A 19,868-nucleotide genomic window follows, 5' to 3' on the forward strand; every position below is an offset into this window, starting at 1 on the left:
TCATCTGTTCTGCCACTGCGGCCGAATCATTTCTTGTCATTTGGCGTTCGCCGAAGCCGCAGCGCCGGCCGAGGAGAAGCCCAGCCCCGTCTCGTCGAACTTGAAGCGCAGGCGGATGTATGCGCCTTTGCTGGTGTACTCGTTGGCCGTGAGATCGCGGTCCTTGAGTCCGACGAAGTTATAGCCGGCCGCCACCCACAGGTCCTTCATGACCTGGTAGCCCACCTCGGCGCCCATCGTCTTCTGCAGAGCGCCGCCCTTGCCGTGGAGCAGGCCGGCCTGGATGCCGAAGTCCCAGTCCTTGTTGATGTCCTGCGTGTAGCGCGCCTGCAGCAGGTGGGCCCAGTAGGTGCTCTTGAGCCAGCCGTCGTCGGCGCGCGACCACTTGGCCGCATAACGCCCGTTGATCACGATGCCGGGCCGCGGGTTGTAGTTGAGGTGGGCCGAGACGATGTCGGCGCTCGTCGTGCCGGGCAGGCTGGCGTTGCCGGAGCCCGCGCCGAAAACGCTCGAACCGTCGAGCGCGCCGGTCGAGCTGCCCGTGCCCACCACGCGCTCCGAACGGCGCTCGTAGCGCATCAGCGCGTTCCAGCGGTCGGTATCGACCGGGCGGTACGCCAGGCCGACCTGGTGGCGTGCGAGATGATGCGCGTTGCCCGCGTTGGTGCCCTGCCCTTCGCTGTCGCTCATCACGCCGCGCGCGAGCAGGCTCCACGAGCGGTCGATCTTGTAGCCGAAGCCCGCGCTGAAGAGCCGCGTGTTCGCATCGTCGCCGCGCCGGCCTTCGAGCACGCCGCTTGCCTTGATGCGTTCGGCGATGTATTCGACGCCGCCGGTGATGGCGGTCGACTGGCCGAGCCCGCCCGAATAGCCCGTGCCGGTGTTGCCGCTGTTGCGCAGGCCGCCGAGCTGGCGCGTGTGCTCGATGCCGCCGGTCAGACGCCACTGGTCGTTGAGCTTGAAGGTGTTGCGCACGCCGGTGGCCGCCTGCGCGGCGCGGCCGTCGATGCTGTCGGCCAGGCGGTACTCGCTGTACACGCGCCCGCCTTCCATGTAGCTGCTCTCGACGCCGAGGATGCCGACGTTGTTCGACCCGGTCGTGCCGAGTTGGTCTTGGCTGTAGAGGCTGGAGACCAATTCGTAGCGGCCGTAGATGCGCGTCTTGTCGGTCACGGCATAGTTGCCGCCGACGGCCAGCACACGGCGGTCGGACTTGCGGATGTCCTGCTCGCCCTCGACGAACACGTTGGCCTGCGGCAGGCCCGGCACTTGGGCCGACAAGCGCGCGCGCACGGTCGTCAGGTCTTCGGCGTTCGCGCTGGCGTTCGCGCTCGCGGCGCCGCCCAGCGCGGTGACGTTGCTGGCGCCGACGCCGCTGCCGAGGTTGCCGCTGTAGGTCGATATCTGGCCGTAGTCGAAGCCCGAGCTGGTGCCCAGGCCTGCGCCGCTCTGGCCGTGCCGCAGCCCCACTTCGGCGGCCATCTGCTCACCGAATTTCTTCTGCACGCTGGCGGTGAAGCCGCGCCGGCTGCCATCCTGCAATGCGTCCTGGCTGTAGAGCGCTTCGCCGCGCACCGCGGTGGTGGCGTCGATGCGGTACTCGGCGCGCGCGGAGGCCTCGGTGCGGCCGGCCGAGAAGCTCGCGCTGGGGTTGTCGAAGCCGACGCTGGTCTTGCTGGCAAGCGCGACCACGGCGAGGTCTTCGGTCTGGTGGCGCAGCTCGGCGCGGCCGCCGCTGCCCTTGCCGTTCTTGTCGGATTCGGTGCGTACCCACTCGCCCGCCATGGTGGTGTTGTCGCCCAGGCGCGCCACCGCCGTGAGCGCGCCGAGCTTGCGGCGGTTCTCGGGGTTCTCGTCGGTGCTCGCGACCACGCCCAGCTGCAGGTTCTCGCCGACCTTCACCTGCACGTCGGTGCCGGCCACGTTGAATTTCGGCCCACCCGCGTCAATCTCGTAGGTCACGCGGATCGACTGCGGATTGAGGTTCGCATCGACCGACGAGATCGCATGCGTGAACAGGATGCGGCGCGTGAGCGGCTCGATGGTGTAGTCCACGAAGCGCGCCACCGTCGTGCGCTGCAGCACCAGGTTGGGCTGGTTGCGGTCGCGCACCACGACCTCGACCTGCTCGCTGTTGTCGACGAACTCGCCGCTCGTGGCGCTCAGGTAGTAAGGGCCCGAGGTGCCGACCGCGCGGAACTCTTCCACCTGCTGCGTCTGCGCGGTGCGCGAGAAGAAGCTGGTGGCACGCACGTTGCCATCGTCGTACACATGCTTCAGGCCGGTCAGCGCACGGTTGCTCTGGCTCAGGTTGCGCACCTCGGTGCTGCTGGCGGTCGTGAAGTCGCCGTACAGCAGGTAGGAGCGGTTCTTGTCGATGCGCACATAGAGCTTCTGCGTGCTCTGCGCGTCAAAGCCCTTGACCGACGAATCGCCGTAGACCGGGTAAAACTCGTCGGGGCGGATGTCGCGGAACAGGCGGTCGTCGCGCGTCTTGTTCGAGTCGAAGGCGGCCGTGAGCAGGTACTCGCCCTTGACGGTGCCCTTGAAGAAGAACGCGGTGCGGGCCGCGGCCCGGCGGTTGCTGTTGCTCTCGTCGGCCAGGCCGGTGAGTTCCGCCTCGAAAGCGGCGCCCGCAGGCATCGCACCGAGCGGCACGCCGCCGCGCCTGGTGAGGTCGAGCACGCCTTCGACGATGCCCACGCCGATCATCGGCCGCATCTCGGGCAAGAGCGCGAGGCGCACTTCCTTCACGAAGCTGCCTGCCGTCACACGCAGGCGCGCGTCGCCGGGTTCGCCTGGCGGCAGCAGGCGGAACTCGGCCACGCCGCCTTCCATGAACACCTGCGTGCCGGGTTCGGCGGGGTTCAGGTCTTCGTCCAGCCAGCGGCCGCGGTCGGCTTCGAGCGTGAGCTGGGTGCGTGCGGTCACGGGCACGCCGGCCGCATCGGTCAGGCGCACCTTCACGATCACGGGCGTGCGCAGATCGGCCTTCGCCGATTCGGGCACGTCGATCCGGATGGCGCCGAGCTTGTCGGGCGCGATCACGCTGATCTGCTGCGCCGTGCCGCGCGCGTTGCCGAAGGGGTCCACGCCCTCCAGCTGCAGGCGGTTGGCGCCGGGCTGCAGCACCACGCCGATGTATTCCCAGGCGCCGAGCTTCTTGCCGGCCAGCTCGGTCTTCTTGCCGACGCGGCGTTCCTCGATGGCCTTGCCGTTGACCGTGAGGCGCAGCGCCAGGCCGGCCTGGCCCTTGACGCGCACGTTGACCGACTGGCCCGGCAGCGTGTCGCCGTCCCTCAGGTCGATGAAGCCGAGCGCGTTGTCTTCGATCTGCGGCAACAGGGCTTCGAGCTCGACCGGGCTGGGCACGGCCTGCGGCAGCAGCGGTGCGGCCGCGTTCTGGCGCGGCTCGAGCATGGCGGTGTTCGTGTTGACCGGACGGCTCGCGAATGCGCCCACGCCGGTGGCGCCGCCGCCCGTGGCCGATGCGCCCTGCGCGTTGGTGGGCAGGCCGCTGAGCGCCGCGAACAGACTGCCTGCGGGCGTGGGCGCCGGTGCCGCACTGGCGCCGAGCGTGCCGCTCAAGGTGCTCGATGCGCCGTTGACGAAGCTGCTCGCGTTGGCGGGCGTCACGGGCATCGCGATCAGCGGAGCCGAGTTGGAGAGCGTCGAGCCAGCGCTGGCCGTACTGCCCGTAGCAAGCGCCTGGCCGCTGGCAGGCAGCGAGCGCGCGTCGCCCACGGGCACGATCTTGCCTTCGGGGTCGAGCCGCATGCGCACCTGCGCCTCGGCTTCGGTGTCGGGAATGGCGGCGATGGCGGCACGGCGCGCCGCCACCTCGTCCATCACCCCCGGCGTGTCGCAGTTGGCGATGACGAAGTTGGCTTTGTGGAACTCGCCCTTCTTCAAGTCAACGAAGCGGCTCTCGGGACGGCCGGCATTGCGGCTGTCGAGCGTCTCGAGCCTCGCGCCGGCGGGCAGCGTGGTCTGGTCGACGCGCAGCACATGGGTGATCGGCTTCAGGCCGTACAGGCTCCACTTGCCTTCCACGTCGGTGATGACGTGGGTGCCGTCTTCCATGTAGAGGCGCACGCCGGGCACGCCGATCTCATCGTCGCCCTCTTGCCGCCCGTCGCGCTTGCAGTCCATGTGGACCTTGCCGAACAGGAAGGCGTCGTCGGAAAACACGCCGCCTGTCACGCGCACCGTCCAGTTGGCCAGGTTCGACTGCATCGGGCCCGAACTCGCACGGGCGCGGTTGACGGCATCGCCATTGGTGGGCGCGCCCACGCCGATGCGCACGCGGTATCGCACCGTGGCCGACTGGTCGACGCCCAGCGCCAGCGCGGGATAGTCGAAGACCAGCTGCGGGCCCGCGCCGCCGGCCGGGTTGACCACGGCCGAACCGTTCAGGCGCGCGCTGCTCGCAACATAGGCAAAGCCCGGCGGCAGGCTGTCGGCCAGGCGCACGCCGGTCACCGGGAAGCCCGTCTTGTTGGTGACGACCAGCGCATAGTCCATGAAGTCGCCGAACTCGACCTGGCGCTTGCTGCCTTCCTTGCGCAGCACCAGCCCCAGCACATTGCCCGGGTCGAGCGGGATGTGGTTGTGCACCACGTCGCAGGCGGCGCCGGATGCGTCGAAGCCCGCGTTGACCGAGAAGTAGTGGGTGGTCGGGTCCGCGCCCTGCGGCGGGCCGGCATTCGGCACGATGGCGCCGCAGCTGTTGAAGGTGCCGGCCGTGACCGGAATGAGCTGCGACGGCGTCACATAGCCGCTGGCTGCGGGCGGCACCACGCCGAGCGCGTAGGTGCACGAACCGGTGACCGGCGGCGACTGCAGGAAGAACTGGTAGCCGCCGTCGGCGCCGGTGACCATGGAGACGCTGCCGTTGGCGTTGACCGTGTAGAGGCCCGACGAGCCGCCATACAGCTCTTCGGCGGTGATTGGCGTGACCGGCCCGCTGCTGCACGACTGGCGCGTGAAGGTGACGACCGCACCGGCGACGGGCTGGCGCGTGACGGCGTTGTAGACGGTGCCCTGCGGGTCGGCGAGCAGCGACTGCGCCGAGCTGGCGCTGGCCGCCACCAGCATGGCCGGCGTGACGTTGACGGTGTTCTGCTCGAAGGCCGCGGCCCAGGCCTTGTTGGTGAGCGCCATGCGGCCGCCGACGACGCCGGGCTTCTGCGTGATGCGCACGGTGAACGAGAGCTCTTCGCTCTGGCCCGGCGCGAGCGCGCGGCTGCCGTCGGTGACGCTCAGCACGGCTTCGGTCGGCAGCCTGAAGGGGTCGCTGCTGGCGAGCGCTTCGCGGTCGCAGGTGGCACGGCCGGTGAAGCCATTGGCCGCCTGGAGGATGCCGTTGCGCGCCTTCGGCGGGCCGGCCAGTTCCCAGGCGGCAACGAGGCCGTCGGGCTTGTCCATGTCGAAGGTGCAATTGAGGTTGTCGATGAGCCGCACGTTGGGCGCCGAGGCCACGCCGGTGTTGCTCACCTTGAGGCGGTAGTCGAGCTCGTACACGCCCTGCGACACGCGTCGCGGCGCCGAAGCGATCTTGGCCAGCGTGAGCGCGGGCAGCTGCGTGGACACCGGCGTCGGCGAGCTGTCGTTGTTCGGATTGCCGTCTCCGTCGGCGTCGGGGTTGCTGCCGTTGACAGAGTCGTCGAAGGCCGCCGGCGAGCCGCCTGCGGTGAGCGCGCCCTGGGCCCTCACGGTGTTGTAGAGCGTGCCGGCGCGGCCGCCGACGTTGAAGCGCACATCGAAGCGCACGGTGAACTGCGCGCCCACCGGAAGCACGGCACCGGGCGCCAGCAGGTTCTGCGCGGCGGCGGTGCCGTTGAACGCGCTGTCGGCTGCGACCACGGTACCGCCCACGCCATTGCCCTGGTTGCCTGCGATGGCCAGCGTGCCGGGCACGATGGTGTACTGGTTGGCGGCGGGGACCGCAGCCGACGTGTAGTTGCCGAACTGCGTCGCGCCGCTGCCTTCGAGCAGGTCGGTCGCCTGCACGCCGTAGAGCCACTCGGCGCCATAGTTGCGCACGTTGACGCTGAAGCTCACGGTGGCGGTGCCGTCGAGCTGGCCGTCGGTGCCGCGGTTCAGGCGCGGCGTCGAGGCCGCCTTGGCCACCCCGATGCGGCTCTGGCTGGGGGTGATGACCACGGTGTTCGAGGGCGACACCGCGGGCGCCGCGCCGTCGTTGTAATAGCCCTGCGCGGTGTTGCGGATGTCACCGCTCTGGTCGGCCTTGACCTGCACCGCGAACTGCATGGCGATCGATGCGTTGCGCGACAGCGCCGTCGGCACGCCGATGGCCACTTCGACCGACGAGGCGTCTTCGGCGGTGCGGTAGCTGAAGTCCGGATCGCCCGGCAGGCGGAACAGGCGCACCGCGCCGGCCGCTGTGCTTTGCAGGCTGCCCGCGATGTAGCGCGTGCCCGCGGGCACGAGATCGCGCACCAGCAGCAGGCTGGTGGGCGTGCCGTTCACCAACACCGGCGTTCCGGCGGGTGCGGCGGTGTTGCCGGGGCGTGCGTCGCGCGCGCCGATGTTGGTGCCCGACACGGTGAAGTCGATGCGCGTGATGCCCGGAACCACGAAGCCCGGGTAGCTCGCGGACTTGGTGATGGCCAGCACCGCTGCATCGCCCACCGTGACGGTGTCGCGGTTGACGGCACTGAGCTTCTGCAGCGCGGTGGTGGCGGTGAGCGCCACGCAGGCATTGCCGCTGGCCGCGGCAGGGATGGTGCCCTGCACCAGCAGCGCCGCAGTTTCGCCGGACCGCAGCGCAATGGCGCCGCCTGTGCCGAGCGGCAGCACCGGGTCGGCCGCATCGGCCACGCCGTTGTTGTTGGTGTCGCGCACCACGCGCAGCGCCGACAGGTCGAGCGCACCGGCCGTGCAGCCCGCGCCGTTGTTGGCGAGCCCGATGGTGTAGCTCGACGGCACATTGCCGGTGTTGGCGAGCAGGTGGCTCAGCGTGACAACGGCGGCCGGCGGACGGCTCACCGACTGGTCTTGCGTGAGCACCAGCGCCTCGACCGGCAGCACGTTGGCGCTGACGCCGTTGGAACTCGCCGTCTCGGTCTGCGAAAAACCAGCTGGCACGTAGGTGGCGGTGGCGACGTTGCGGATCACGGTGCCGCCGGACGGGGGCGCAGCGTGCGCCGCAGTTCCGGCGAGCGTGCAGCCGAGGACCGCCATCGCCACGACGGCTGCGGCCATGCCGCCTCGCCATCGTTGCGAGCGGGTGCTCAGATACGCCAGAAGAAATTGCACGCCACGAACCTTCCATCGGCCCGCGTGCAGCGCGGGCCGTCCAAAACTCAAAAAACTTTTTCCTCTGCCGCCTGCAGGACAGGCGCGGTCGCGTGCTGGGTGAAAGCGGCAAGGGAAAAAAGCGAGGCCTGCCGACAGGCGGCGCCTCGCGAAAGCCGGCGGACCCCGAGGCCCGCCAGCGACTCAAACCCTTGTCGTTACTGGTTGATCTTCACGGCGAAGGTCAGCGTGGCCGTGCCGCTCGGGGCCACGGAGTTGGCGGCGCTGCCGCAGCTCACCGCAGTGGCGGTCTGCGCGTAGACGAGTGCTGTGCCGCTCACGCCGGTCGAGGTGCATTGCGTTGCGGCCGTGGGTTGCGTGGCGCTCAGCGAGGTGTACGCAGGCACCGCATCGTTGATGGCGATGTTGGTGACCGATGCCGTGCCTTCGTTGGTGGCGACGACCTTGTAGACGATGCACTGGCCGGGCTTCAGCGACAGCGGAGCTGCCGCGAACGCGCCGTCTGCGACGCCATCGCAGGTGACGTCGGCTGCCTGCGTCTTGAGGACGCGGATCTGGCCGGTGATCACGGTACTGATGTCGGTGGCCGACGGTGCGCCGCAGCTCGCCGCGTCGGTGAAGGTCGCGGTCACGGTCGTGGTGTCGGTTGCGCCGGCGCTGGCGCCGCCCGGTGCGAAGACGCGCACCAGCAGCTTCTGCGACGCGCCCACGGCCAGCGGGCCGGCTTGCGGGCCGGTCACCAACGTGTCGCCCGCGTCGATCTGGCCGTCACCGTTGACGTCCAGGTAGATCGCGGTGGTCCAGCCGAGACTGGCGTCGGCCGCCGGCACGGTGGCCGTCAGCGTGTACGCACCGCAGCTCTGGTTGCCGGTGTTGGTCAGCGTGTGCGGGTACACCACGGTGCCGCCCGGCGCGAGCTGGCCGCTGTTGTTCGGCGAGAGCGTTGCGCTCAGCGTCTGTGCAGCGGTCACGGTTACGGCGTCGGTCTTCGTGTCGGACACGATCACACCGGTCGAAGCGACGGCGGTGGACTGTACCTGGAAGTAGACCTTCTGTGCGGTGACAGGCGACTGCGTGGCAGACGGCGTCACGCAGGCAGCGACTTGCGCTTGTGCGCCGGCGTTGACGGCCACGCTGGTGATCGCTGCCGATGCGCAAGTGCCGCCCGAGGCCACGAACTTCACCGTCCAGCCGCTCGGCAAGGTGCCGGGGAAGCTGGTCGACTGGCTGGCAGCCAGGTTGTAGGTGTTGTTGACCGAGTCGTTGTTCTTCACGAACAGCGCGAACACGGTGCCGGTGCCGGCCGCGGTCGCGTTGGTCGTGGTCGGGTTCGGGCTCGGGCCGGGACCCAAGTCGCCGCCTGCTGCCGAGCCTGTGCCCGTACCGGCGGCCGTGTTGGTCAGGTCGACCAGCGAACCGACGACGATGGTCACCGTGTCGAGCGTGGCGTCGATCTTGGTGGTGTCGCCCGCAGAGCGACCCGTCACCGTGGCCGAGAACGGACCGGCACCCACCGCCGTGGCGGAGGGCACGTTGGCCTGCACCACGATGTTGACGCTGCCGCCAGCCGCGATCGGGCCGGTGTCGGGCACGCCGTCACCGGTGGTGTCGAGCAGCGGCGTGACGCCGTCGGCCGCGAACAGCACGAAGGTCGTGCCCGCCGGGAAGGTGCCTGCCGCAATCGTGAGGTTCACGGTGTCGGTACCGGTGCCCGCGTTGAACACGGACTGCGCGAACTTGACGCTGCCGCCAGCCACGACCGAAGAACGCGTGGTCAGGTCGGCAGCGGTGCCGTTGGGCGTGCCGGCCGTCGTGTCGACAGCGGTGGCGGCGGTCGACGGGTTGGTACCCACCGCGATGCTGTAGCTCGCCACGACCGTGTAGGCCGACGGGTTGGTGCTGGAGCCAAGGGTGCCAATGGCCGCCGCGGTGGCCGTGGGCGAATCCGCCGGATTGAACTGGCCCACGTTGGTGGTGGTGGACGTGCCAATCGCGGCTGTGCTGTTCACCAGCACCACGAAGCTCACGGTCTGCGTCACGTTCTGACCCAGCGACTTGATCACGGCATTCACGGTGTTGCCGCTGGCCTGAAAGTCGATGCCAGGTTGAGTGGCGGGGATGTCGCCGTTGACCAAGCCCTTGCCAGGCAAGCTGCTCCACACCGCAGAACCCGCGACGTAGGTCATGCCGCTTGGCAGCGTGTCGGACATCGCAAATCTGCCCGCTGCGCCGCCCGTGTTGTTGAAGGTGAGCGTATAGACCGTGTACTGGCAGGTCGCGCTGGAAGCGAGGCCGGCCGACCAGGTCGTGGCGCAAGTTGTCGAGGTCGAGCGCGGACCGCCGTTGGTCGCGGTCGGCCAGGCGCCGTTGCCCGGACCGGCCACGGACGGAATGCCGATCGACTTGGTGACGTTGAACGCCGCCGCCGTCGTCAGCGTGATCTGGTCCTTGTCGGCCGCCGAGGTATTCGGCGCCGTGTACAGCGCCGCGGTACCCGGGGTGGCGGTGATGGTCGCCGTGTCGAAAGCGCCGGCGCCGCTGGTGGCCGTGCCGGGGATCGTGTAGGCCACGACGAAGCGGAACACGCCGTTGTTGCCGGCCACGCTCTGTGCAGGCACGCTGCAAACGCCTGCGGCTGCAACCGTGCACAGCGGGGTGGTGCCGTCGGGCACGCCGTCGCCGTTGGCGTCGGGGTAGACCTCGACCTTGGAGAACTTGTCGGTGTCGGCATCGACCGTCAGCGTGAAGGTGTCAGTGCCGTTACCGGTGTTGGTCAACGTGTGCGGTGCGTAGACGATGGAGCCTGCCGCGCCGATCTTGGTGTTGACGATGGCCGTCGTGACCTGGTTGACCGAGTCGAGCGTGAACGACCCCACCTGCTGAACCGTGGTCTGGACCAGGTTGGACGTGGCCAGCTGGGTGGTGCCGGCCGCGTCGGAATACGTGGCCGAAGCCTGGTTGCCAATAACGGTATTGGCTGGTGGTGCAGCGGCCAGTGCGGTCGAACTTCCGAACAGGAAGCCCAGCGTCAAGGCTGCGGCGCCGGCCCACGACGCAGACGGCCTGAGGCCGATGCTGCGCCGGGTTGGCAGGGTGGAAATCACGTGGTTTCTCCTCGGTTATCAAAAAAGGTCAGGAACAGGAAAAACCCGGCTGCCGTGTTTCGTTGCTCGAAAACGCGGCGATCGGGTTGCACTCGAAAGAATCGGATGGCACGGGTGGCACAGACGGACGGGGGAAGCGCCGGATCAGCGCGCAGCGCCGGAAGCGGCCTGCACCGCCACGGCGGGTGGCGGCACGACCACCTCGACCTTGGCGCGCGCGCTCACGGCGGTGCTGCCGTTGGCAGGCAACTGGCCCAGCGTCCAGCGCAGCGACCGGTAGTCGGCATAGGGCACTGGCTCGGCCTTGTTGCCAGCGGCCTTGCGCATCAGCGGCTCGGAGCCGAAGACGGCGTCCTTGGTCGCGGCCTGCATCAGGCCAGAGCCCGGCTTGGCGCTGCGCGGCTGGTATTCCAGGCCTTCGGGAATCGGAAGATCCGCCACGAGGCCGGTGACCGGCTTGCCGGTGTTGTTGGTGTAGGTGACCCGGTATTCGACGACATCGCCGGGCTTGACGGAGCTCGCGTCCACCAGCTGTTCCCTGCCCTGCGCGTCCCTCACGACCTTGGACTGGGTGAGAACGACGGCAACGGCCTTCTTCTGGGCGGCTTCGGAGGCGGCGGGTACGGACTGGGCCGCGGCAGCGCCGGCGAAACCGGTCAGCCCGGCGAGGACGAACGCGCACGCAACGCCGGAAATGTTGCAATTCAGGATTTGAGTCAGTTTTTTAGTGGACATGGTTGCTCCAGATTCAAGACACACAGGAGTTCACCCCGGCGCATGCCGGCAATGAATTAAGCGGCTCGGGCCGCGGAGAGGAATTGCTGGCATTGCAAGCGCCAGCATTTGGACGCGCGATCAGCGCTTTCCGATTTGCATCGTTTCGGCACTAGTCGCTGGACTGCTGCGATTTCTCTGTCGCGGTCAGTCGGATCAACTGTTAACAAATATCTAGTTTTGGTTACGAAGTGTAGACCAAAACTGATACTTTGGTACCAGCCGGAAGCGACAACTGTCCATTCGAAACAACAGTTCCGGTTACGACAACCGGAGGCCGCGGGACTATGCTTTTCCCTCGGGAGTCCATGGGAGCGGGCATGAGCCCCCCGCACGGCGTTCGCCGGGATGCAATAGAAAAATGGGAAAAAAGCCCATACCGGGCTTGGCGGTTGCGAGCCGGACGTCCTGCCCGAATCAAGAAATCTTGAAAATATTCAAGACGTAGTCGACAAAGACCTTGATCTTCGGAGAATTGCGGCGGGACGGCAAATAGACAAGATTGATTTCCTGCGGCTTCAATTTGAACGACGGCAACACGTGAACCAGAAGTCCGCTTTCTATATGCGCCTCGGCGATTGCCAGAGGGACCAGCCCGATTCCCTTGGCGGCTAACGTCAATTTCAAGATCAATTCGAGATCGTCCGATTGGAATACGCTGCCCGTGCGCACCCGATGGATTTTTCCCGCAGTCGAAAGGCTGATTTCCTTATTGCGCCCTTCGCCCTCGGTGACCAAGAAAGCGTGAGTAGCCAAATCGGACACACCCCCGATGGGGGGGTGCGCTGCGAGGTAGTCCGGGGCAGCGCACAGCACCATCGGCTCGTTCTTGAGATGGCGCGCCACCATCTCGTCGCAGCCCTCCCGTCCGCGCCGGATGGCCACATCGGCTTCGTCGCGAAACAGGTCGGCTTGGTCGTTGCCCGTTTCGACCACGACCTCGAGTTGCGGATAGGCAGCCATGAAACCGGGCAAGTGCGCGCCGAGCAGCTCCCTGCCGTAGTAATGAGGGACCGCCACGCGCAGACGCCCGCCCACCGTACCACTGTCCGAGGACAGGTTCAGCATGACGTCATCAAGGATGGTCAGCACATGCTGGGCTGCGATCAGAAACTCCCGGCCCTCCTCCGTGAGCGCGAAGCGCGTGGAGCCGCGATGCAGCAGCTGGTGCCCGACCGTTGCCTCCAGCCGCTGAAGTTGGCGCGATGCGGACGCCTTGGGCACGTTCAACACATCGGCTGCCGGAGTCAGTCCTCCGAGCTGGGCGGCTTTGGTGAAAAGCCGGACGTCCGACAAAGAAAAATCTTTCATTTCAACTTCTGGCAGCCTTGTTTATTTTCTTCATGAACGTTCCATCCATCCGCAATTAGCGCAGCGGCGTTTCGTACCTGTTCGGACGATAAAACAGGAATGGTTAACCGTTGCAACACCGTTCCACCGATCCGGGAATAGTTCACCATTCAGCAGCAATTGTGAAATCGCGCTTGCAGAAGCCCCGGGACTGAGGCTGAAAGTGAGCCTTGGCTGAACGATCAGTGCGCCCATCCCCAAACCCCTGCCGACGACTGCGACAATGCACCTGCACGAAAATTCGTCCAATGATTCAATGAATTAGGCCTTTCTTATTCATATGCTCCTCCAAGCTCCCCGCACCTCCCTGGCCGACAGTGCCGCCGACAGCATCCGCGCCGAGATCGCCGCCGGCCGGTGGACCGTCGGGTCTCGCATTCCGATCGAACCGCAACTGGCCCAGTTGCTGGGCGTGAGCCGCGGCACCGTGCGCGAAGCCGTCAAGACACTGGTGTCGCGCGGCCTGCTCGAAGTGCGGCAGGGCTCCGGCACCTACGTGCGCTCCGGCTTCGACCCCTCGCTCAGCCTGCAGAAGATGCGGCGCGCGAGCCTTCGAGACCAATTCGAGGTGCGCCGCGCACTCGAGGTCGAGGCCGCGCGGCTGGCAGCGCTGCGCCACACGGCCAAGGACCTGCGCAACCTGAAGGCGTTGCTCCAGAAACGCGGCGTGCCCGACGCCAATGACGGTGGCGCAAGCTTCATCGAGCGCGACCTGGCCTTTCACATGGCCATCGTCGACATCTCGGGAAACCTGGCGCTGGCCGAGACCTGCCGCTTCATCGCCGGCTACGTCAAGGAGACCATCGCCAGCACGATGAACGCCGGCCTGCCGGAACCCGACACGGCCGCGCACATCGCCATCGTCGAGGCCATTGCGAGCCGCAACGCCGACCGCGCCGCGGAGGCGGTGCGCGCGTTCATGTCGCCGATGATCGATGCGCTGGCGCGGGACGAAGTGGAGCCGGTCCGATGAGCGCGGTGCCCTTCCGGGCGGGCCGCGCGGCCGCTGACGAACTGCTGATCGACGCTGAGGTCGACAGCCTGCCCGCGCCGCGCGCCACGCCCGCGGGCAGCCTGGCGCGGCGCATCCTGCTGGGCGCCAGCGTGGTGCTGATCGCCTTCAACCTGCGGCCGGTGTTCGCCAGCCTGTCGGTGGTGCTGCCCGAGATCATTGCGGCCACCGGCCTGTCCGCCACCGCCGCGAGCCTTTTGACCACGCTGCCCATCGTCTGCCTGGGGGTGTTCGCGCCGCTTGCGCCGGGCCTTGGCCGGCGCTTTGGAACCGAGCGCACGCTGCTTGCCTGCATGGTGCTCATCCTGGTGGGCACGCTGCTGCGCGGCACGGGCAACATCCCGCTGCTGTTCCTGGCCTCGGCCATCGCGGGCAGCGGCATCGCGGTGTCGAACGTGCTGCTCTCCGGGTTGGTGAAGCGCGATTTCGCCAAGCAGGCGGCGCTGATGATGGGCCTGTACACCATGGCCGTCTGCGGCGGCGCGGCCAGCGCCGCGGGCGTCACCGTGCCGATCCAGCATGCGCTCGGCGGAAGCTGGACCTACGCGCTCGCCATGTGGGCGGCGCCGGCGTTGCTGGTCACGCTGATCTGGGCTCCGCAGGCGCTGCCGCTGAAGCCGGTGGCCAGCGAATCGGGCTTCACCGTGCGCGGGCTGTGGCGCGACCGGCTGGCATGGCAGGTCACGTTCTTCATGGGACTGCAATCGGCCCTGGCGTACATCGTGATGGGATGGCTCGCACCCATCCTGCGCGAGCGCGGCCTCGGCGGCGAGACGGCCGGCTACGTGGTGTCGCTGTCGGTCATGACACAGGTGGTGACCTGCCTCGTGGTGCCAGCCGTTGCAGTGAAACTGCGCAACCAGCGCGGCCTGGCGGTGGTCCTGGCCACGCTCACCGTGATTGCGATGCTGGCCATGCTGTTCGCGCCTCTGGGCGGCGTGTGGTTGTGGGCCGTGCTGCTGGGCATTGCACAGGGCGGCACCTTTGCGCTGGCGCTCACGATGATCGTGCTGCGCTCGCCCGATTCGCACGTGGCTGCGCATCTCTCGGGCATGGCTCAGGGCGTGGGTTATGTCGTGGCGGCGTTCGGGCCCCTGTTGGCCGGCCTGCTGCATGGATGGACCGGCAGCTTCCGCGCGTCGTCATGGCTTTTCATCGGGCTGGGCATCGCGCTGGTGACGGCGGGAATTGGCGCGGGGCGCACCATGCACGTGGGCGCGGTCACGGTTCCGCAGCGCTGACGAAGAGAAAGGAAGGCGGCAGACTGCTACTGCGGTCCGCCGCAGAACCCCGCGCGTTCGGTGGTCCTGGCGGCAAAGTGCAGGCGCGTGGTGGTCGCGGCGCTCGCCGGTGTGTGTGCCGGCCATTCGTTTTGCAGCCAGGTGTATTGCCAGTTGTAGGGCTCGCCGGGCGTGGCGGGTTCACCGTAGGCAATGCGCAGGCTGCCGCTGCTCTCGTCATGGCAGTGCTTCGACTGCTTGTATTCCTTTTCGCTGAAGCAGGCACGGACCATCTTCGAGCAGGAAAAGGGAATGTCTTCGTACGCAGCCTTGCTCTCGTCGAGCGGAACGAAGTCGGCCTTGGTGAACGAAGCGCCGCCGCCCGAGTACATCTCGGACACCGTCTGAAGCACCGCCACGGCCCATTGCCCTTCGGCCAACGGGTAGAGGGCCGGAGCGAGCGAAACACGCGTCTCGGGCGTGCCACCCCCTTCTTTCTTCAATACAGCGGCATAGCTGCTGAAGTCATACAGGCGCCCGAGCTGCCAGGTTCTTGAATCTGCGCCGCGCTTGATGCGCACCATCGCCATGGCCAGCGGTTCGTCGGATATCACCGCGTAGTCCCCTGAAGCAGCGCCACGCGGCCGGTACAACCCGAGGGATTGCGGATTGCAAGGCTGCGGCAGCAGCGCACACAGACGGGGGCGCCATTCAGGATCGACGGACTCCGGCTTCTTGACCGCGTCGAACGGCTGCGCGGCGGGCGCTGCGAAGACATGGCTAGCCAGCAACAGGGCGAGCATCGAGGCAGCGAAGCGAAGGGCTGGCGGTGGCTTTTTCATAAACAGGAATGGTAGCCAGACTGCTGCAAAAAAAGTGCGCCCAAATTCCCGAATGAGCGATGGCCTCGATGTTGTAGCCTTCGCTGCGTGGCCGCCCTGGCCTCTCGAACGGAGCGAAGATGGCTGACAAGATCCTGGTGTTCTATGGCTCGTATCGATCGGATCGCATGGGCATTCGCCTGGCGGACTACGTGGTAGCCGGCCTCAACGCGCGTGGCGCCGAGGCCGAATTGATCGACTCCCAGGCCGTCGGCCTGCCGATGCTCGACCGCATGTACAAGGAGTATGCCCAGGGTACCGCGCCCGCGGCGATGGAAGCGCTGGCGCAGAAGATACGCGGCGCCGACGCCTTCGTCTTCGTGACCGGCGAATACAACTGGGGCCCGCAGCCCGGCTTGAAGAACCTCACCGACCACTTCCTCGAGGAATGGTTCTGGCGTCCCGCCGCCGTCGCCAGCTATTCCGCAGGGCGTTTCTCCGGCGTGCGCTCGGGCACCTTGTGGCATTCGATCCTGTCCGAGATGGGAATGGTCGTCATCTCGAGCACGCTGGCCGTCGGGCCCATTTCGCAGACGCTGGATGCCGCAGGCAAGCCCATCGGCGGCCCGGGCGAATCGCTCGAGCGCTCGTTCGGGCGATTCGCCGATGACCTGGCCTGGTGGACCGAGGCGGCGCGCACGCAGCGGGAACGAAAGGCACCGCCCTATTGATCGGCGCCCGGCCAGCCCCCCCGGCGGCGCCCGGCCGGCCCCACGTCTGCAGGATCAGGCAAGAACCTTGCTCGATCCGGATAACGCCTGGAGCCCCATCCGCGCGAGACTTGTCTCCATGCCCGGCGCTGCGTTGCGCCATGGTTCACACCCACCCGCACGAGGAGTTTCTCATGAGCGCAATCCAGGAAAAAGTCGTCCTCATCACGGGCGCTAGCGGTGGCATCGGCGAAGCGGTCGCGCGGCTGCTGGCACGCCGCGGCGCCAAGGTAGTGCTCGGCGCACGCCGCACGGATCGGCTCGAGGCGTTGGCCAATGACATCACGGCCGCCGGCGGCACGGCGAGCTTTCAGCGGCTCGACGTCACCTTTCGGCCCGACGTGGAAGCCTTTGCCGAGTTCGCGCTCGAGACCCACGACCGCATCGACGTGCTGGTGAACGCCGCGGGCGTCATGCCGCTCTCGCCGCTGTGGACGCGCAAGGTCGAGGAGTGGGAACTGATGATCGACGTGAACCTGCGCGGCGTGCTGCTGGGCATTGCGGCAGTGCTGCCGACGATGCAGGAGCAGGGGTGGGGGCATATCGTCAACGTGGCGCCGGTGCCCGTGCATGGCGTGTCGCCGAACTCGGCGGTGTACTGCGGCACGCAGTACGCGGTCGACGCGATCTCGGAAGGGCTGCGGCAGGAGCATGCGGGCCGCGTGCGCGTGACGGTCGTGCGCCCCGACGTGAGCGAGGCAGACCGCACTCTGGCCGATCGCATCTCGGCCTGCAGCTCGTTCGAGCGCATGGTCACGCGGCGGCGCATCGCGGTGCCGGTGGAAGCTGTGGCCCGCTCGATCGCGGGCGCCATCGAGGGCAGCAGCATCTCGGCGCCGCGGCGACCGGCATGGCGTCCGCGGCCGGCCGAGCACGCGTTGTGACCGGGCCGCGTCAGTAGGTCTTGTACGGCAGGAACTTGCCCGACAGCACCACGTTGACGCGGTCGCCCTTGGGGTCGGCCTGGCGCTGGATGTCCATGCTGAAATCGATGGCGCTCATGATGCCGTCGCCGAATTCTTCGTGGATCAGTTCCTTGATGGTGGTGCCATACACGCTCACCACCTCGTACCAGCGGTAGATGAGCGGATCGGTCGGCACCGGCGTGGGCAGCGAGCCCTTGTAGGGCACCACCTGGAGCCACTTCTGCTCTTCGACCGTGAGGCCGAAGATCTTGCCGATGATCTTCGCCTGCTTGTCGTCGAGCGTCATCTGGCCGAGGCATGCGGCGGTGGTCCACTCTTTCGAGAGGCCCACCTTCTTGGCCACGTCGGCCCACTGGATGCCCTTGGACACCTTCACGGTGATGATCTTCTCGGTGACGTCGTTGCGGTTCATGCGGGCTGGCTCCTGATTGAATTGGATGGGCGAAGTGGAAGTAGGCAAGCAACAAATGTTCCTGATTGGTCCTCAGCGATCCCACCGGAACTTGCGCTCCGACTCCTCGATGGGCTGGTCGTTGATACTCGCATAGCGCCGCTGCATCAATCCGTTCTCGGCGAACTCCCAGTTCTCGTTGCCGTGACTGCGAAACCACTGACCAGCCTCGTCGTGCCATTCGTATTCGAAGCGCACCGCAATGCGGTTGTCCATGAAGGCCCAGAGCTGCTTCTTCAGACGGTAGTCGTGCTCGCGCTCCCACTTCCGGGTGAGGAACTCGACCACCTGCTCGCGTCCGTTGACGAAGTCGGCGCGGTTGCGCCATTCAGTGTCTGGCGTGTAGGCCAGGCTCACACGCACCGGGTCGCGCGTGTTCCAGGCGTCTTCGGCGGCCTGGACTTTCTTCGTTGCGCTTTCAAGCGTGAAGGGAGGCAGCGGTGGGCGGGATTCCATGGCGTTCTTTCGTCGGATGAAAAATGGCGAAGGTGCGCAATGTGCCACATGTAGACAGCTCTGTCTACCAACCTACAATAGCGCCATGGACATCTCCGCACTGCCCGCGCGCGAGCGCATCCTGCACACGGCGCACGACCTCTTCTATGCCGACGGGATCCGAGCCACCGGCATCGACCGTGTCATTGCCGAATCGGGCGTGACCAAGGTCACCTTCTATCGGCACTTCCCCTCGAAGGACGACCTGGTGCGCGAGTTCCTCGACCACCGCCACGCGCGGTGGATGGCCTGGTTCGTCGACGCACTGGGACGCCGCGGCGCGCATGACCGTGTGGGCGATGCCGGGGCCTTGCTGTTGCTCGCCGACGTGATGGCCGAATGGTTTGCCGACCCGGCGTTTCGCGGCTGCGCCTTCATCAACTCGGTGGCCGAGGTGGGCGGCAGCGTAGAGGGCGCGGCCGAACGCGCACGCGAACACAAGCGCGAAATGGTGGAGGTCATTGCCGGCTTGCTGCCCGGGGCTCCGTCTTCTCGCATGGCACTTGCACAAGCCGCAGCGCTTGGCGTGGACGGCGCCATCGTCAAGGCGCAGATGGGCGACATGGCCCTGGCACGCGAGGCCGTGGACGACCTCCGGCGCCTGCTTGCGGCACTGGCCGCGGCGTAAAGGACACCGGCAACCCGATAACATCCAGCCAGCAAATACCAACATCAATGGCATCGACCCGACTCCCCTCGACCCAGGGCCTGCAGGCCTTCGAGGCGGTGGCGCGGCTGCGCAGCGTGAACCTTGCGGCGGAAGAGCTCAGCGTGACGCCCAGTGCGGTGAGCCATCGCATCCGCCAGCTCGAGACGCTGCTTGAACTCAAGTTCTTTGCGGGCAACGACTTCAGCCTGAGCGCCGAAGGGGTGGCTTACCTGGCCCGCGTGCGCGAGGCCATTGCCGCGCTGCAGCAGGTGCCCGGCCGCGAGCCCGCATCGCAGGTGCGGCGGCTGCGCGTGGCCGTGACGCCCACTTTCTCGCGACAGATGCTGCTGCCCCGGCTGGCCGTGTTCCGCGATGCTTATCCGAACATCGAGCTGATGCTGCAGGTGACCACGCCGGTGCGCAACATGACGGCCGAGGAAGCCGACATCGAGCTGCGCTTCGGCACCGGTCCTTTTCATGACCGCGAGTTTTTCCAGCTTCTGGCCGATGAGGTCTCTCCGGTGTGCAGCCCGGCCTACCTGGAGCGGCACGGTCCTTTCGATGGCTTTGCCACCGATGCGGAAGTCTCGCGCGCCCAGCTGCTGCGCACGCCGCTGGAATCCTGGCGCACCTGGTTCAAGGCCTGCGGCATCGGCCTGCCGGAGCCAGCCACGGGCCACCAGTTCAATGACCTGGGCCTGGCGCTCGATGCGGCGGCCGAAGATTTCGGCGTGGTGCTCATGCACCTGAAGCTCGGCAGCGCGTGGCTCGACAGCGGCCGCCTCGTGCGGCTTTCGCCGCGCAGCGTGCCCTCGCCCAACGCCTACTTCATCTGCTGGCGCCCAGGTGCCATGGAGCGATGGGAGTGCGCGACCTTTGCCGAGTGGCTGCGCCAGGCGCTGCGCGATTGACCTGAATTCTTTTCAGCCGCGGACCGGGTAATTTTCAGCTGAGCCGAGGCGGCGCGAATCACACTCGGGCCGCGGCGGGCCTGCCCATCATGGTCGGCCCTGCA

At 67.3% G+C, this 19,868-nt stretch carries 13 protein-coding genes; 6 read left to right on the top strand and 7 right to left on the bottom strand.

Annotated features, from left to right (window positions below):
- Window positions 1-36: 36 nt before the first annotated feature.
- The 4 genes from J2X92_RS11965 to J2X92_RS11980 all read right to left on the bottom strand — a co-directional run bounded on the left by J2X92_RS11965 (window position 37) and on the right by J2X92_RS11980 (window position 12,470).
- On the bottom strand, window positions 37-7,227 hold the full coding sequence (locus J2X92_RS11965) for a hypothetical protein (RefSeq protein WP_307575934.1): 7,191 nt from the start codon (window positions 7,225-7,227) through the stop codon (window positions 37-39).
- 251 nt (window positions 7,228-7,478) lie between these two features.
- Window positions 7,479-10,385 carry a beta strand repeat-containing protein gene (locus J2X92_RS11970; protein ID WP_307575935.1) on the bottom strand — a complete coding sequence of 969 codons (2,907 nt, stop codon included), beginning with the start codon at window positions 10,383-10,385 and terminating at the stop codon, window positions 7,479-7,481.
- 144 nt (window positions 10,386-10,529) lie between these two features.
- A complete protein-coding gene (locus J2X92_RS11975) occupies window positions 10,530-11,120 on the bottom strand; it encodes a hypothetical protein (RefSeq protein WP_307575937.1) in 591 nt (196 codons plus the stop codon).
- Window positions 11,121-11,576: 456 nt separating this feature from the next.
- On the bottom strand, window positions 11,577-12,470 hold the full coding sequence (locus tag J2X92_RS11980; protein ID WP_307575939.1) for a LysR family transcriptional regulator: 894 nt from the start codon (window positions 12,468-12,470) through the stop codon (window positions 11,577-11,579).
- Window positions 12,471-12,789: 319 nt separating this feature from the next.
- On the opposite strand from J2X92_RS11980, the gene J2X92_RS11985 reads away from it, so the two are divergent.
- Both J2X92_RS11985 and J2X92_RS11990 read left to right on the top strand, forming a co-directional pair.
- Window positions 12,790-13,482: a FadR/GntR family transcriptional regulator gene (locus J2X92_RS11985; RefSeq protein ID WP_307575941.1), complete on the top strand. Its 693-nt coding sequence runs from the start codon at window positions 12,790-12,792 to the stop codon at window positions 13,480-13,482.
- Entirely contained in the window at window positions 13,479-14,762 is a 1,284-nt protein-coding gene (locus J2X92_RS11990) for a CynX/NimT family MFS transporter (protein ID WP_307575943.1), read from the top strand. The genes J2X92_RS11985 and J2X92_RS11990 overlap by 4 nt, the downstream gene beginning before the upstream one ends.
- A gap of 26 nt (window positions 14,763-14,788) precedes the next feature.
- On the opposite strand, the gene J2X92_RS11995 is transcribed toward J2X92_RS11990, so the two are convergent.
- Window positions 14,789-15,544, bottom strand: a complete 756-nt coding sequence (locus J2X92_RS11995; protein ID WP_307575945.1) for a hypothetical protein — start codon at window positions 15,542-15,544, stop codon at window positions 14,789-14,791.
- Window positions 15,545-15,702: 158 nt separating this feature from the next.
- Between J2X92_RS11995 and J2X92_RS12000 the strand changes: the two genes are divergently transcribed.
- Both J2X92_RS12000 and J2X92_RS12005 read left to right on the top strand, forming a co-directional pair.
- Window positions 15,703-16,293, top strand: coding sequence for an NADPH-dependent FMN reductase (locus tag J2X92_RS12000; protein ID WP_307575946.1), 591 nt, complete (start codon window positions 15,703-15,705; stop codon window positions 16,291-16,293).
- 173 nt (window positions 16,294-16,466) lie between these two features.
- Window positions 16,467-17,216, top strand: a complete 750-nt coding sequence (locus J2X92_RS12005) for an SDR family oxidoreductase (RefSeq protein WP_307575948.1) — start codon at window positions 16,467-16,469, stop codon at window positions 17,214-17,216.
- Window positions 17,217-17,226: 10 nt separating this feature from the next.
- On the opposite strand, the gene cynS is transcribed toward J2X92_RS12005, so the two are convergent.
- Window positions 17,227-17,670, bottom strand: coding sequence for a cyanase (gene cynS, locus J2X92_RS12010; protein ID WP_215246153.1), 444 nt, complete (start codon window positions 17,668-17,670; stop codon window positions 17,227-17,229).
- Between the two features lie 72 nt (window positions 17,671-17,742).
- On the bottom strand, window positions 17,743-18,165 hold the full coding sequence (locus tag J2X92_RS12015) for a nuclear transport factor 2 family protein (RefSeq protein WP_307575950.1): 423 nt from the start codon (window positions 18,163-18,165) through the stop codon (window positions 17,743-17,745).
- 85 nt (window positions 18,166-18,250) lie between these two features.
- Here J2X92_RS12015 and J2X92_RS12020 point away from each other — a divergent pair, with 85 nt between their 5' ends.
- Complete coding sequence (locus J2X92_RS12020) at window positions 18,251-18,832, top strand: TetR/AcrR family transcriptional regulator (protein ID WP_307575952.1); 582 nt, start codon at window positions 18,251-18,253, stop codon at window positions 18,830-18,832.
- 47 nt (window positions 18,833-18,879) lie between these two features.
- On the top strand, window positions 18,880-19,764 hold the full coding sequence (locus J2X92_RS12025) for a LysR substrate-binding domain-containing protein (protein WP_307575954.1): 885 nt from the start codon (window positions 18,880-18,882) through the stop codon (window positions 19,762-19,764).
- The last annotated feature ends 104 nt before the right edge of the window (window positions 19,765-19,868 follow it).

This window comes from Variovorax paradoxus, from assembly GCF_030811855.1.
Taxonomy (GTDB): Bacteria; Pseudomonadota; Gammaproteobacteria; order Burkholderiales; family Burkholderiaceae_C; genus Variovorax; species Variovorax paradoxus_L.